This window comes from Brevundimonas sp. KM4 (genome assembly GCF_000964075.1).
Taxonomy (GTDB): Bacteria; Pseudomonadota; Alphaproteobacteria; order Caulobacterales; family Caulobacteraceae; genus Brevundimonas; species Brevundimonas huaxiensis.
Map to the genome: position 1 here is coordinate 38912 of NZ_JZRG01000012.1, position 12954 is coordinate 51865.

The 12954-nt window shown below is 65.7% G+C and carries 12 protein-coding genes; 11 read left to right on the top strand and 1 reads right to left on the bottom strand.

The features are described 5' to 3' along the window. The first annotated feature begins 32 nt into the window (after positions 1–32). From secD to VH88_RS07815, 3 genes are all read left to right on the top strand, one after another. On the top strand, positions 33–1625 hold the full coding sequence (secD, locus tag VH88_RS07805; protein ID WP_045810753.1) for a protein translocase subunit SecD: 1593 nt from the start codon (positions 33–35) through the stop codon (positions 1623–1625). After that, positions 1625–2614, top strand: a complete 990-nt coding sequence (gene secF, locus VH88_RS07810; protein ID WP_039243629.1) for a protein translocase subunit SecF — start codon at positions 1625–1627, stop codon at positions 2612–2614. Before secD ends, secF begins: the two co-directional genes overlap by 1 nt. An 87-nt stretch (positions 2615–2701) precedes the next feature. Then, a complete protein-coding gene (locus VH88_RS07815) occupies positions 2702–2953 on the top strand; it encodes a hypothetical protein (RefSeq protein WP_045810754.1) in 252 nt (83 codons plus the stop codon). A gap of 55 nt (positions 2954–3008) precedes the next feature. On the opposite strand, the gene VH88_RS07820 is transcribed toward VH88_RS07815, so the two are convergent. Further along, the gene (locus VH88_RS07820) at positions 3009–4214 is read right to left on the bottom strand and encodes a pyridoxal phosphate-dependent aminotransferase (protein WP_045810755.1); all 1206 of its coding nucleotides are present in this window, start codon (positions 4212–4214) and stop codon (positions 3009–3011) included. 99 nt (positions 4215–4313) lie between these two features. Here VH88_RS07820 and VH88_RS15995 point away from each other — a divergent pair, with 99 nt between their 5' ends. The 8 genes from VH88_RS15995 to rodA all read left to right on the top strand — a co-directional run bounded on the left by VH88_RS15995 (position 4314) and on the right by rodA (position 12846). Then, positions 4314–5348 carry a hypothetical protein gene (locus VH88_RS15995; protein ID WP_156146781.1) on the top strand — a complete coding sequence of 345 codons (1035 nt, stop codon included), beginning with the start codon at positions 4314–4316 and terminating at the stop codon, positions 5346–5348. Positions 5349–5352: 4 nt separating this feature from the next. After that, complete coding sequence (locus VH88_RS07825; RefSeq protein ID WP_045810756.1) at positions 5353–6066, top strand: TVP38/TMEM64 family protein; 714 nt, start codon at positions 5353–5355, stop codon at positions 6064–6066. A gap of 73 nt (positions 6067–6139) precedes the next feature. Then, a complete protein-coding gene (locus tag VH88_RS07830; protein WP_045810757.1) occupies positions 6140–6595 on the top strand; it encodes a hemerythrin domain-containing protein in 456 nt (151 codons plus the stop codon). Between the two features lie 220 nt (positions 6596–6815). After that, positions 6816–7856: a rod shape-determining protein gene (locus VH88_RS07835; protein ID WP_017504801.1), complete on the top strand. Its 1041-nt coding sequence runs from the start codon at positions 6816–6818 to the stop codon at positions 7854–7856. Between the two features lie 151 nt (positions 7857–8007). After that, positions 8008–9153: a rod shape-determining protein MreC gene (mreC, locus tag VH88_RS07840; RefSeq protein WP_045810758.1), complete on the top strand. Its 1146-nt coding sequence runs from the start codon at positions 8008–8010 to the stop codon at positions 9151–9153. Beyond that, positions 9150–9668, top strand: coding sequence for a hypothetical protein (locus tag VH88_RS07845; protein ID WP_045810759.1), 519 nt, complete (start codon positions 9150–9152; stop codon positions 9666–9668). Before mreC ends, VH88_RS07845 begins: the two co-directional genes overlap by 4 nt. Beyond that, positions 9665–11695: a penicillin-binding protein 2 gene (mrdA, locus tag VH88_RS07850; protein ID WP_045810760.1), complete on the top strand. Its 2031-nt coding sequence runs from the start codon at positions 9665–9667 to the stop codon at positions 11693–11695. Before VH88_RS07845 ends, mrdA begins: the two co-directional genes overlap by 4 nt. Further along, a complete protein-coding gene (gene rodA, locus VH88_RS07855; RefSeq protein ID WP_039243638.1) occupies positions 11692–12846 on the top strand; it encodes a rod shape-determining protein RodA in 1155 nt (384 codons plus the stop codon). Before mrdA ends, rodA begins: the two co-directional genes overlap by 4 nt. The last annotated feature ends 108 nt before the right edge of the window (positions 12847–12954 follow it).

Sequence of the window (12954 nt, forward strand, 5' to 3'; positions counted from 1 at the left end):
CTCGCGTATCCGCCGATACCTGGACCGCCCTCATGATTCAGCTGTCGCGCTGGAAAGTCATTCTCGTCGTCGTCTCGGCCGTCCTCGGCTGTCTGCTGGCGTTCCCGAACCTGTTGTCGGATCAGCAGCGCGAGGCGCTGCCCGGCTTCATGCCCAAGAACAAGCTGAACCTGGGGCTGGACCTTCAGGGCGGTTCGTATCTGCTGCTGGAAGTCGATGTGCCGGCTATGCGCGAAAAGCGCGTCACCAACTTGATCGAAGACGTTCGGGTCACCCTGAACGGCGCCGGCGTCGCCACTAACGGCTTCCAGCGTGAAGCTGGCGGCGTTGTCGTCACCCTGGCCAATCCGGCCCAGGGCGATGCCGCGTTCAAGGCGCTGCAGCAACTGGGCGGTCAGGTCGGACCGGGCGGCCAGGCCGAACGCACCGCCACGCGCCTGGGCGATAACCGCATCCGCTTCGCCTATACCGACGCTGCGCTGAACAGCATGGGCGCGACGGCCGTGGACCAGTCGATCGAGGTGGTGCGCCGCCGGATCGACAGCCTGGGTACGCGCGAACCCTCCATCACCCGCCAGGGCGCTGACCGGATCGTGGTCCAGGCGCCGGGCGAGAGCGATCCGAGCAAGCTGGAAGAAGTGATCGGCCAGACGGCGCAGCTGACCTTCCAGATGGTCGATGTCGAGAACTCGGTCCAGGACGCCCTGGCCGGCCGTGTGCCGCCCGATTCCGAACTGCTGCAAGGCGAGGACGGCACGCCCTATCTGGTCAAGAAGCGCGTGCTGGTGTCTGGTGAAAACCTGACCCGCGCCGGCGTCGGTTCGGACCAGAGCGGCCGCCCGGCCATCGACTTCCGCTTCGACGGCGCCGGCGCCCGTCGCTTCGGCGAAGCCACCGCCGCCAACCTTCAAAAGCCCTTCGCCATCATCCTGGACGGCAAGGTCATCTCGGCCCCGACGATCCAGAGCGCGATCACCTCGGGCTCGGGTCAGATCACCGGCAACTTCTCGATCCAGGAAGCGGCGACGCTGGTGAACCTGCTGAACGGGGGCGCCCTGCCGGCGCCGCTGAACGTCGAGGAGCGCCGCACCGTGACGGCCGAACTGGGCGCGGACGCGGTCGCCGCCGGCGCCCTGTCGACCGCCGTCGGCTTCGCCATCATCGTGCTGTTCATGATCCTGGCTTACGGCCTTCTGTTCGGCGGCGTGTCGGTGGTCGGCCTGGTGCTGAACGGCGTGCTGATCGTGGCGGCTATGTCGTTGACCCAGGCGACACTGACCCTGCCCGGCATCGCCGGTCTGATCCTGACCTTCGCGGTCGCGGTGGACGCCAACGTGCTGATCTACGAGCGGATGCGTGACGAGGCCCGGGCGGGACGCAGCGTCATCGCCTCGATGGACGCCGGCTTCAACAAGGCCATGGGCACTATCATCGACGCCAATCTGACCACTCTGGTCGCGGCGGGCATCATGTTCGTGTTCGGCGAAGGCCCGGTTCGCGGGTTCGCCTGGACGCTGACCATCGGTGTGTTCACCTCGGTCTTCTCGTCGGTCCTGGTCGCCCAGGTCCTGCTCGGCTACTGGCTCAAGACGGCCAAGCCCAAAAAACTGCCGATCGCGGAGTGATGGCGATGCGTGGATGGCCCCTGATCAAACTGCTGCCGCAGAAGACGAACTTCCACTTCGTCAAATATGCGCGCTTCGCCGGCGTCCTGTCGGTGATCCTGTGCGTCGCGGCGATCGTCTCCTGCTTCTATCCCGGCCTGAACATGGGCATCGACTTCCGGGGCGGCGCCTCGATGGAAGTGTCCAAGCCGGCCGGCCAGACGATCGAACTGGATCGGGTCCGCGAGGCCGTGAACGGCCTGAACCTGGGCGACGTCCAGGTTCAGGGCATCGCGCGCCGCGACACCAATGTCGATGACGGCTCGACCGCCATTCTTCGCTTCCAGGTGCCGGAAGGCCGCGATCAGACCCAGGTGGTCAATCAGGTCGAGGGCGCCATCAGCGGCGCGGTCGGTCAGGTCAACTATTCGGGCGTCAGCGTCGTCGGCTCCAAGGTGTCGGGCGAGCTGTTCACCTCGGGCCTGTTGGCTCTCGGCGTCGCGATCGGCCTGATGTTCCTCTATATCTGGTTCCGGTTCGAGCCGCAGTTCGGCTTCGGCGCGGTGGTCGGCCTGCTGCACGACGTGATCCTGACGTTCGGGCTGATCGTGCTGTTCAAGCTCGAGTTCAGCCTGAACATGGTCGCCGCCGTCCTGACCGTCATCGGCTATTCGATGAACGACACCGTCGTCGTGTTCGACCGCCTTCGCGAGAACCTGCGCAAGTACAAGACCATGCCGCTGCGCGACGTGATCGACCTTTCGCTGAACGAGACCCTGTCGCGGACCATCATCACCGGCGTGACCGCCGTCATGGTGCTGGCGGCCCTGGCCATCTTCGGCGGCGAGGCCCTGTTCGGCTTCTCCATCGCCCTGATGTTCGGCATCATCATCGGCACCTATTCGTCGATCTATGTCGGCGCGCCGATCATCCTGCTGTGGGGCGTCAAGCGCGGCGCCTTGGCTGACGACGCCAAGCCGGTGAAGCTGGGCATGGCCAGTCGTCCGTAAGGTCGGGCGCTATCGAACAAAATCAGGCCGCCCTTGCATCGCTTGGGCGGCCTTTTCCTTGAGCGTCGTCCGTGCAAGGCTGAGCCTATGAAAGCGCTCGTCTATACCGCCGCCGTCCTTGCCCTGACCGGCTGCACCGACAGCAAGCGGGCGCGCAACGACGCCACCTGGGGCGACAAGCCGGCGGACATCACCTGCTGGACCTATGGAGTGGAGAACTTCAAGGGACGCTCGACCGGCAAGGTCGAATATGACGACGGCGGCCGGATCTCTTTCGTCGATGCGTCCAACAACCGCTACACCACGATCGATGGCGATTGCCGCGTGGTCTATATGTAGCCCAGCAAATAGGACCGGATGGCGGACGGAGGCCTGAACCTCCGCCCTGGACCGATCAGCGCAGCGAGGCCGTGAAGCGCTGGATGCGGGTGCAGGCTTCTTCCAGCACGGCGTCCGAGGTGGCGTAGCTGATGCGGAAATAGGGGCTGAGGCCGAAGGCCTCGCCCTGAACGACTGCGACGCCCTCGGCGTTCAGCAGTTCCGCGGCGAAGGTGGAATCGCCGTCGATGACCACGCCCGTTTCCGTCGCCTTGCCGATCAGTCCGGCGATCGACGGATAGACGTAGAAGGCGCCCTCGGGCGTGGCGCAGGTGACGCCAGCCGCCTGGTTGAGCATCGACACGACCAGATCGCGGCGCTTTTCGAAGGCGGCCTTGCGCTCGGGGATGAAGTCCTGCGGGCCGTTCAGCGCCTCGACGGCCGCCCACTGGCTGATGCTGGACGGGTTGGACGTGGTCTGGCTGGCCACCTTGCGCATCAGATCGATCAGAGGCTTGGGGCCGCCGGCGTAGCCGATGCGCCAGCCGGTCATGGCGTAGGCCTTGGACACGCCGTTGACCGTCAGGGTGCGGTCGATCAGGTCCGGCGCCACCTGGGCGATGGTGGTGTATTCGAAGTCGCCGTAGACGAGGTGCTCATACATGTCGTCGGTCAGCACCCAGACGTGCGGATGGCGACGCAGGACCTCGGCCAAGGCTTCCAGTTCGGCGCGGGTGTAGGCGGCGCCGGTGGGGTTGGACGGGCTGTTCAGGATCAGCCACTTGGTGCGGGGCGTGATCGCGGCCTCCAGCACGGCCGGCAGCAGCTTGAAGCCGTCCTTCTCCTGGCCGATCACGGTGACGGGCTCGCCGCCGGCCAGCAGCACCATGTCGGGATAGCTGACCCAGTAGGGGGCGGGCACGATGACTTCGTCGCCTGGGTTCAGCGTCGCGACCAGGGCGTTGAAGATGACGGGCTTGCCGCCCGGCGCGACGTGGATGTTGGCCGCCGTGTAGTCGAGATCGTTCTCGCGCTTGAACTTGGCCACGATGGCCGCCTTCAACTCGGGCATGCCGTCGGCGTCGGTGTATTTGGTCTCGCCGCGGTTGATCGCGTCGATCGCGGCCTGTTTGATGTTTTCGGGCGTATCGAAGTCCGGCTCGCCGGCGCCCAGGCCGATCACGTCGCGGCCTTCGGCTTTCAGCTTCCGGGCCTGCGCGGTGACGGCGATGGTGGCCGAAGGCTTGACGCGGGCGAGGGCGGAAGATTGCAAACTGGACATGAACTATCCCGTGGTTTTGGAAGTTTTTGCCGGGGAGGCGGGGTTGTTTACGTGCGCAGAACGGCATGCGCAAATGATCCGACGTGTCGGAGATGAAGAATGCTGATCGCGACTTTTCTTGCCGCCTTGTTTACGAGCCAGGCCGAGCCGCCTCGGGCCTGCCGCGACGACAACTGGCGTGACCGTTGCGCGGCCGAGGATCGAGCTCGGGTCGAGAACCTGCTCAGCATAGCTTCGATAGAAGAGGAGGCGCGAAGCGAGTCAGAAGTCTACCGCGCTCGTTATGTGGACGGATACGGGCGCGATTTGCCTGTTGTCGCTTTCGTGAGACGGCCAGGACAGGATCCAGCGGTTGAGGTTTCCGGCACGAACGGCCGCAAGCTGACGGCGCCGGTCGGTCCTGAAAGCTGGGACGCGATCGTCGCAGGGTCTCGCGTCGCGGATCGCGTTTTGGCGCCATTGCCGTCACAGCCAAATGCTGCAGGCTCGCCGCCGTCCATGCCGAGCATTTGTCTGCATGCCTGGGTCGTTTCGGTCGAAATGGCCAACAGCCAGGTCGCGCGCCACAAGACCGAACCGGTTCGAAGGGCGACTCAAAGCGGTTGTGACGGCGAACTGACCGTGGATTACGCCTTTGATCTGGCGAAGCGGGCAGTTGAAGCCTTGGGGCCTTGCCAACTGCTCGACGAGAAAAAACAGCGAAACAGCGTGACCATTCTGGAGACTTGCCTCGGACTAGAAGGGGATCGCTTTGCGGCGGCCACACTCTGGAACCGGCAATCCGAGGGGCGACCGCGCTATGGGCTCGATCCCAAAGACCCCGGTGTCTGGCGTGCCTATCTCGGCACAAACGGATCGCCGACGCTGGACTGGCAAGGCGAGGTGACAACGACGGATCGGGGACGCGACAACCGGGTGGCTGAGGCGATTGTTGCGCGACTGGGCCAAACACCAATGTCGTTTCGGCCGACAAAATTCCGCGGGCTGAGTCGAACACGAGCGGAGATCGAAGGCGCAGTAGAAGCGGAAGGCGGTCGTACTGCACCCTATCGCCAGATCTGGGTCTGGGATCCCAATCTATCGGAATGGATGTTGGAACGCTGGACCGTGGAGCCGTTCTCCGTCACGGACTGACGTCATGAGTCGGTTTTTCGATTTCCTTTCGAACATGGAGGCGCGTCGCTGGCGCGCCGTGCTGGCGACGGCCCTGCTGCTGGGCGCGATGATCGCCCTGTTCGCTGTGGGCAAGAGCCAATTGGGGCTGGAGGCCGAAGGGCGGCTGGAAGACTGGCTGGGCGGATTCCGCCAGGGGCCCTGGGGGCTGGTGGCCGCCATCGTCGTGTTCACGGTCTCGGCTTTCTTTGGGGCGCCGCAGTTCATCCTGATCGCCGCCTGCGTCGTGGCGTTCGGGCCGTGGTTCGGCTTCCTCTACAGCTGGATCGCAACGGTCGTGTCGGCGGGCGTGACCTACTGGCTGGGACGCGGACCCACAGCGCGGCTGCTGGCGCGGCACGGTGGCAAGACGGTCGGCCGGCTGACACGGTTCGTCGGCAAGAACGCCTTCTACGCCAGCTTCATGATCCGCAACGTGCCGTCTGCGCCGTTCATCGTGGTCAACATGGCGTTCGGGGCGGCGAGGGCGTCATTCGCGGGCTTTCTGGCGGGGTGCGCGCTAGGCGTATTGCCGAAGACCGCTCTGGTCGCCTTCTTCGGCGGCTCCTTCATGACGGCGGTCAGCGGCGACGGGATTTGGACCTCGGCCATATTGGCTGGCGTGGCGCTGGCCTGGCTGGCGCTGATGCTGTTGGTGCGCGAACTGGTGAAGCGGCGCGAGATCGCACGCGGCGACTGAGGGAATTTGCTTAGCCTGCTATTTAGAGTCCGTTCACCTCCAGGTTGCATTATGGCTTGTGGGAGGCATCGCTATGGATGTCGAGATTCTAAAAGTGCAGCACGGCCGGATCATACGATTGGCCAGCGCCTTGGGCGGGACTGCCGCCGTTCTGAAAACATCGGATGATGCGGCACGCGCTCGCGAGTTGATGAGCGCGCTGAACATCGCCCTGACCGAGCATCTGGCGATTGAGGACGGTGAACTCTACCCCGTCCTGATGCAGTCCGATGATGTGTCAGTTCGCGACCTTGCGCAGCACTATGTCGAGGACATGGGGGCGCTCAGCGGGGTTTGGGCGCACTATTTCATGGAATGGACGCAGGCCCGGATTCTAGCGGATCGTGACCGGTTCGCCGGTGTGACCAAGGGGTTGATCGGCGCGCTGGCGCACAGGGTCGCGCGCGAGGAAGACACGCTGTATCCGACGATGCTGGCCGCCAAGAATTCCGATGTCGGCGCACAGGGGCGGAGCAGGGCGGCGTTCTAGTCATGACGTCCACAGGCGTCGCGCCTCGATAGCCCTCTGCATATGACGACACTGTCATCGGGGCTTGTAATCCCGGTTTCATACGGGCAAACCCGCCGCTAGTAGGCGTGGCGAAGACGATCAGGAACTGTCCGGCGTGGGGATGTTAGGGCAGTTGGGGCGTCGCCAGGTCGACTGAGACATCTAGACGCCCTGCCAGCTAACAACGGTATCGATTCCCATGAGCTTCTCCCTTTTCGGCGCGATCTCCAACGACATCGCGATGGACCTGGGCACCGCCAACACCCTGATCTACATGAAGGGCAAGGGCATCGTCCTGAACGAGCCGTCGGTCGTGGCGCTGAGAAACGTCGGGGGGCGCAAGGTCGTCCACGCCGTGGGCATCGAAGCCAAGCAGATGCTGGGCCGCACGCCGGGCCACATGGAGGCGATCCGCCCCATGCGCGACGGCGTCATCGCCGACTTCGAAGTCGCCGAAGAGATGATCAAGCACTTCATCCGCAAGGTTCATAACCGCAAGGGCTTCGTGAACCCCAAGATCATCGTCTGCGTGCCCTCGGGCGCCACGGCGGTCGAGCGTCGTGCGATCAACGACAGCTGCCTGAACGCCTCGGCGCGCCGCGTGGGTTTGATCGACGAGCCCATGGCCGCCGCGATCGGCGCCGGCCTGCCGATCCACGAGCCGACCGGCTCGATGGTCGTCGACATCGGCGGCGGTACGACCGAAGTCGCCGTCCTGTCGCTGTCGGGCATCGTCTATTCGCGTTCGGTCCGCGTCGGCGGCGACAAGATGGACGACAGCATCATCAGCTACATGCGCCGCAACCATAACCTGCTGATCGGCGAAACGACCGCCGAACGCATCAAGAAGGACATCGGCACCGCCCGCATCCCGGCCGACGGCGAAGGCCTGTCGATCGAGGTCAAGGGTCGCGACCTGATGCAGGGCGTGCCGCGCGAGGTGCGCATCTCTGAGCGTCAGGCGGCGGAAGCCCTGGCCGAGCCGGTCACCCAGATCATCGAGGCCGTGAAAGTCGCGCTGGAAGCCACGCCGCCGGAACTGGCCGCCGACATCGCCGACAAGGGCATCATGCTGACGGGCGGCGGCGCCCTGCTGCGCGGTCTGGACGTCGAGATCCGCGATCACACCGGCCTGCCGGTTTCCGTCGCCGACGATCCGCTGTCCTGCGTGGCCATCGGCTGCGGCCGCGTGCTGGAGCACCCGCGCTGGATGAAGGGCGTGCTCGACTCCGCGCTCTGATCCGTCCGTTGCGGCCAGGTGAAAGCTTGGCTGCAAATCCTTGTCTGGCCTGCGTGATCACGGTTCCATTCCGGCCTTGATTTTGCGATAGGCAGGTTCAGCGGCAGGGGGCGTCCTGCCGATTCCAACCCCTTTGAGTGGAAGGTCGCCCGTGGCGTTTCGCGACGGCCCTTTTGAAAATATCAAGGTGCCGCTGGCGTGGACCGCCGCGGTCGTCGTCGTCGTGGCTGTCATCGGCGCGATCGTGCTGTTGCTGGGCGACCGGACCACGTCCGAGGGCGGCTCGACCATGGGCGCGGCGCGTGGCGGAATCGAAGCGGCGGCAGGGCCGGTCGGCGGGGTCTTCGCCGCGCCGGTGCGTTGGGCCGGGGCCGCGCGCGACTATGTCGGCGGCTACTTCTTCGCCATCGGCGAGAACCGCCGTCTGAAGGCCGAGATCGCCGAACTGCGCGGCTGGCGCGACGAAGCGATCGCACAAAAGAATATCAATGGCCGATACGAGGCCTTGCTGGGTCTGCGCACCGAGCCGCCGGTGCCCATGGCCACGGGGCGAGCGATTTCGGAATCGCGCGGTCCCTTCTCCAACGCCAAACTGATCGACGTCGGCTCGGCCAAGGGCGTGCGGATCGGCAACCCGGTCGTGACGGAACATGGACTGGTCGGGCGCATAACCGGCGTGACGGGCGGCGTCAGCCGCGTCGTGCTGCTGACGGATGTGGCGTCGCGCACCCCTGTGATGATCGAGCGCACCGATGCGCGCGCCATGCTGACCGGAGACGGCGGCGACAGCCCGCGTCTGGAGTTCATTCGCGGATCCGGTTCGATCAAGGCGGGTGACCGCATCCTGAGTTCGGGCGACGGCGGCGGTCTGCCGCGTGGGCTGCCGATTGGGGTCGCCGCCAAGGGCGTGGACGGGGCCTGGCGGGTCAAACTGTTCAGCGATCACGGCGCGATCGACTATGTCCGCGTGCTGCTGTTCCAGAGCTTTGGACAACTGGTCAGCCCGAACGCCTTGAACGCGCCGCCGCTCGCAGGCCTGACGACGGCGCCGGAGCCGAGCGCGGCCGAGGTCGGGGCGATCCGTGACGCCGCCGCCCGTCGCGCGGCGGCGCAACAGGCCCAGGCCGAACGGGCGCGTGCTGCGGCGGCGACGCCAGCGCCAACGCCTGCGCCCGCCGCTGCGCCGACTGCGGCCCGTCCGGCCGTGACGTCTCCGAGGCCTGCGGGTTCGACCCCGTCGCCTGCACCGGTTGCGCCCAGCCCTGCGCCGGCGCCCGCTCCGGGAGGCGCGGCGTGAGACGGCCCGTCGCGGTTCGCGTTGTCGGACCTCTTCAGTGGATCGTCTATCCGGCCCTGCTCGTCCTCGCCGCGACGGTTGTTCTGGGAACGCCGCTCCAGCTGTTCGGTCTGCATCCGCCCGAGCCGGTCATTCCGATGATCCTGGCCTTCGCCTGGCCCTTGATCCGGCCGTCGATGCTGGCGCCGGCGGTCCTGTTTCTGATCGGCCTTTTCCTCGATCTGTTCTGGAATACGCCGCTGGGTCTGTGGGCGCTGTGCCTGATGGGCGTCTATGGAACGGTGCTGCTGTCGCGCAATCTGCTGGCGGGGCATAAGGGGCTGATCCGCTTCGGAGCCTATGCCGCCTGTACGCTGGGCGCCTTCTTTCTGGCCTATCTGGTGGTGACCATGCGAGCGACGAACGCGCCGGCGATTCTGCCGCTGGTCGGACAGGTCGTGCCGACGCTGCTGCTGTATCCGATCGCCAACTGGATGCTTGAGCGATTCGACGACGGGGATATTCGGTTCCGATGAGCGGCGAGCCTTCCATCTTCTTTGCCGATGTGAATGAGCGTCAGGGATCCTTCCTGCGGCGCACCTTCGTGCTGGGCGGGGCGACGGCGCTGGGGATTACCGCGCTGATCGGAAGGCTGGGTCAGCTGCAGGTCGTGCAGGCTCAGGAATATGCGACCCTGTCGTCGCAAAACCAGTTCAACTTTCGCATGGTGCCGCCGCCGCGCGGCCTGATCAAGGACCGCAACGGCGTCGTCATCGCCGGCAACCGACCGAGCTTCCGTGTGCTGGTCGTGCGCGACGAAACTAAGGACCTAGACCAGACTCTGGACCTTCTGGGACGGCTGTTGCCCGACACGCTTGAGCGCCGTCGCGCCATTATCCGCGACGTCAATGCGGCGTCCAAGTTCAACCCGGTGCCCGTCAAGAGCGACCTGACCTGGGAGGAGTTCGCCAAGGTCAATCAGTACGCCAACGAACTGCCTGGCGTGATGGTCGATATGAACGAGGCGCGCTACTATCCGTTCGGCGGATCGTTCGCCCACGTCATCGGCTATGTGGCCAAGGTGTCGGATCGGGACGTCAAGGCGATCCGCGACAAGGGCGAGCAGCCGCCCGCCCTGCTGTTCAACCCCAGCTTCCGCATCGGCCGCCAGGGCGTCGAAAAGGCGCTGGATACGTCGCTGCGCGGCGAGCCAGGCGGCAACCGCGTCGAAGTGGATGCGCGCGGACGGGTGGTCGCCGAGGATATTGGCGGCTCGCGGCCGGCCGTGCCGGGCAAGGAAGTCGTCCTGACGCTGGACGCCGACGTCCAGAACCGGGCGCTGGAAGTGTTCGGCGACGAGTCGGGCGCCTGCGTCGTCATGGACGTGCGCAACGGCGACATCCTGTGCATGGTCTCGGCGCCGTCGTTCGATCCGAACCTGTTCGTCGGCGGGGTGCCGACCAAGACCTATCGCGCGCTGGCCGACTATGAACGCAAGCCGCTGCTGGACAAGACGCTGAACGGCACCTTCCCGCCGGGCTCGACCTTCAAGCCGACGACGGCCTTGGCTTTGCTGGAAGCCGGCGTCGATCCCAACATCAGCGTCTTTTGCAGCGGCGCCTATCGCACCGGCAACCGCGTGCAGCGGTGCTGGGGCCGGCATGGCACCCAGAACATGCATGACGCGATCAAGAACTCGTGCGACGTCTATTTCTACGCCATGTGCAACCGCGCGGGCGTGGACAATATCCGCAAGGCCGGGCTGGCGCTGGGCTTCGAGCACGAGTTCGACATCGGTGTCGGCAACCAGCGCAAGGGTCTGTTGCCGTCCACGGAATGGAAGGCGCGGACCTTCCCGCGCGATCCGATCTGGCATCCCGGGGAGACGACCTCGGTCGCCATCGGCCAAGGCGCGATCACGGTGAACGCCCTGCAGCTGGCGGTCATGACCTCGCGTCTGGCGAACGGGAAAAAGCAGCTTCAGCCGCGCTTGATCAAGTCCATCGGCGGCGTCGAACAGCCCAGCGGGGCCGAGGCGCCGGACCTGCCGTTCGATCCGGCCCACGTCGAATATGTGCGCCAGGGCATGATCGCCGTGGCCAACGATCGATCCGGCACCGCCTATCGCCAGAGCCAGTTGGGCTTGGGCGACATCCAGATGGCCGGCAAGACCGGCACGGCGCAGGTCCGGAACTACGGCTCCGGCTCGCGAAAGAGCAATATCTGGGCGCTGAAGGACCACAACCTGTTCGTGGCCTTCGCGCCGGTGGATGCGCCGCGATATGCAGTCGCCGTCATCGTCGAACACGGGGGCAAGGGCGGGGCGACCGCCGGCGCGCCGCGCGCGCGCGAGGTGATGCGCACCGTGCTGCTCAAGGATCCGGACATGCGCGCCCGCATCGAACGGCCGCTGCCGCCCGAACCGACCGGCGACGCCATCGTCGAGGACGGGGTGGTCGGCGCTGCGCCCGAGCCCGATGTCGTGGCCCCGCCGCAACCGAGCCGCCCTGCGCCGTCTGCGACCAGCGGGCCGCGTCCCTATCTGTCCGAGTCCGGCCGATGACCGCCTCGGCCCTGTCACGTCCCGGCGAGCGCGAACGCGTCTCGACCAAGCTGGGCCAGATTGACTGGCGGCTGACGGCCTTGCTGTGCGTGGTGTCCGGCACCGGCGCCCTGATGCTGTATTCGGTGGCGGGTGGATCCTGGTCGCCCTGGGCGATGAAGCACCTGATCCGGTTCGGCCTGTGTCTGGCGCTGATGCTGATGCTGTCGCTGATCAGCATCCGATATTGGTTCGCCCTGGCCTATCCCATCTACGGGATGGCGCTGTTCATGCTGGCGCTGGTGGAGACGCCGCTGGGTTATACGGCTCTGGGGGCCACGCGATGGCTGGACCTGGGCTTCACCCGCATCCAGCCGTCCGAAATCATGAAGATTGGCGTCGTGCTGGCCCTGGCGCGCTGGTATCACGGCGCATCGGCCAAGGAGGCGAGCTTCCACTGGAAGTTGATCTTCCCCGTCGGGATCATCGGCCTTCCGTTCCTGCTGGTCGCCCACCAGCCGGACCTGGGGTCGGCCATGCTGATCGGTCTGACAGGCGCGGCGATCATGTTCGTCGCCGGGCTGAGCTGGCGGATCATCCTGCCGCTGATCATCGCCGCCGCCGTGCTGGTGCCGCCCTATGTGATGTTCGGCATGCACGACTATCAGCGTCACCGGGTGCTGACCTTCCTGAACCCCGAGGCCGACATGTCGGACAAGGGCTATCAGATCGTGCAGTCCAAGATCGCCATGGGCTCGGGCGGGCCGCTGGGACGCGGGTTCGGCCTGGGCAGCCAGAGCCAGCTGGAGTTCCTGCCTGAACGCCAGACCGACTTCATCTTCGCCGCCTTCGCCGAGGAGTTCGGCTTTGTGGGCACCTTCACGCTTCTGGCCTCCTATGCCGCCATCATTCTGATCTCGCTGAGGATCGCCTCGCTGTCGCACAGTCACTTCGGGCGATTGGCGGCGTCCGGCGTGACGGCGACGTTTGCGCTCTATGTGCTGATCAACGGGGCGATGGTGATGGGGCTGGCGCCGGTCGTGGGCGTGCCGATGCCGCTCTTGTCCTATGGCGGCACGGTGATGCTGACCGTCATGATCGGCTTCGGTCTGGTGATGGCGACGCGGGTTCACCGCTACGCCGAACTGCCCAAGGGCCACGGCCTGATCTGACGTGACGTCAGCTAAGTGATCGGCATTCAGGTTTCGCTTTCTAAGGCGGGGATTTCCTGGATAAGGTCATTCCCAACGATGTCTCGCATCGGTTTCGGCCGGTCAGCG

Excerpts from the sequence above, each read along its gene's own strand:
- rodA (WP_039243638.1), top strand. The coding sequence starts at position 11,692 with ATGACCGCCTCGGCCCTGTCACGTCCCGGCGAGCGCGAACGCGTCTCG.
- secF (WP_039243629.1), top strand. The coding sequence starts at position 1,625 with ATGGCGATGCGTGGATGGCCCCTGATCAAACTGCTGCCGCAGAAGACG.
- VH88_RS07830 (WP_045810757.1), top strand. The coding sequence starts at position 6,140 with ATGGATGTCGAGATTCTAAAAGTGCAGCACGGCCGGATCATACGATTG.
- mrdA (WP_045810760.1), top strand. The coding sequence starts at position 9,665 with ATGAGCGGCGAGCCTTCCATCTTCTTTGCCGATGTGAATGAGCGTCAG.
- VH88_RS07825 (WP_045810756.1), top strand. The coding sequence starts at position 5,353 with ATGAGTCGGTTTTTCGATTTCCTTTCGAACATGGAGGCGCGTCGCTGG.
- VH88_RS07815 (WP_045810754.1), top strand. The coding sequence starts at position 2,702 with ATGAAAGCGCTCGTCTATACCGCCGCCGTCCTTGCCCTGACCGGCTGC.
- VH88_RS07820 (WP_045810755.1), bottom strand. The coding sequence starts at position 4,214 with ATGTCCAGTTTGCAATCTTCCGCCCTCGCCCGCGTCAAGCCTTCGGCC.
- secD (WP_045810753.1), top strand. The coding sequence starts at position 33 with ATGATTCAGCTGTCGCGCTGGAAAGTCATTCTCGTCGTCGTCTCGGCC.
- VH88_RS15995 (WP_156146781.1), top strand. The coding sequence starts at position 4,314 with ATGCTGATCGCGACTTTTCTTGCCGCCTTGTTTACGAGCCAGGCCGAG.
- VH88_RS07835 (WP_017504801.1), top strand. The coding sequence starts at position 6,816 with ATGAGCTTCTCCCTTTTCGGCGCGATCTCCAACGACATCGCGATGGAC.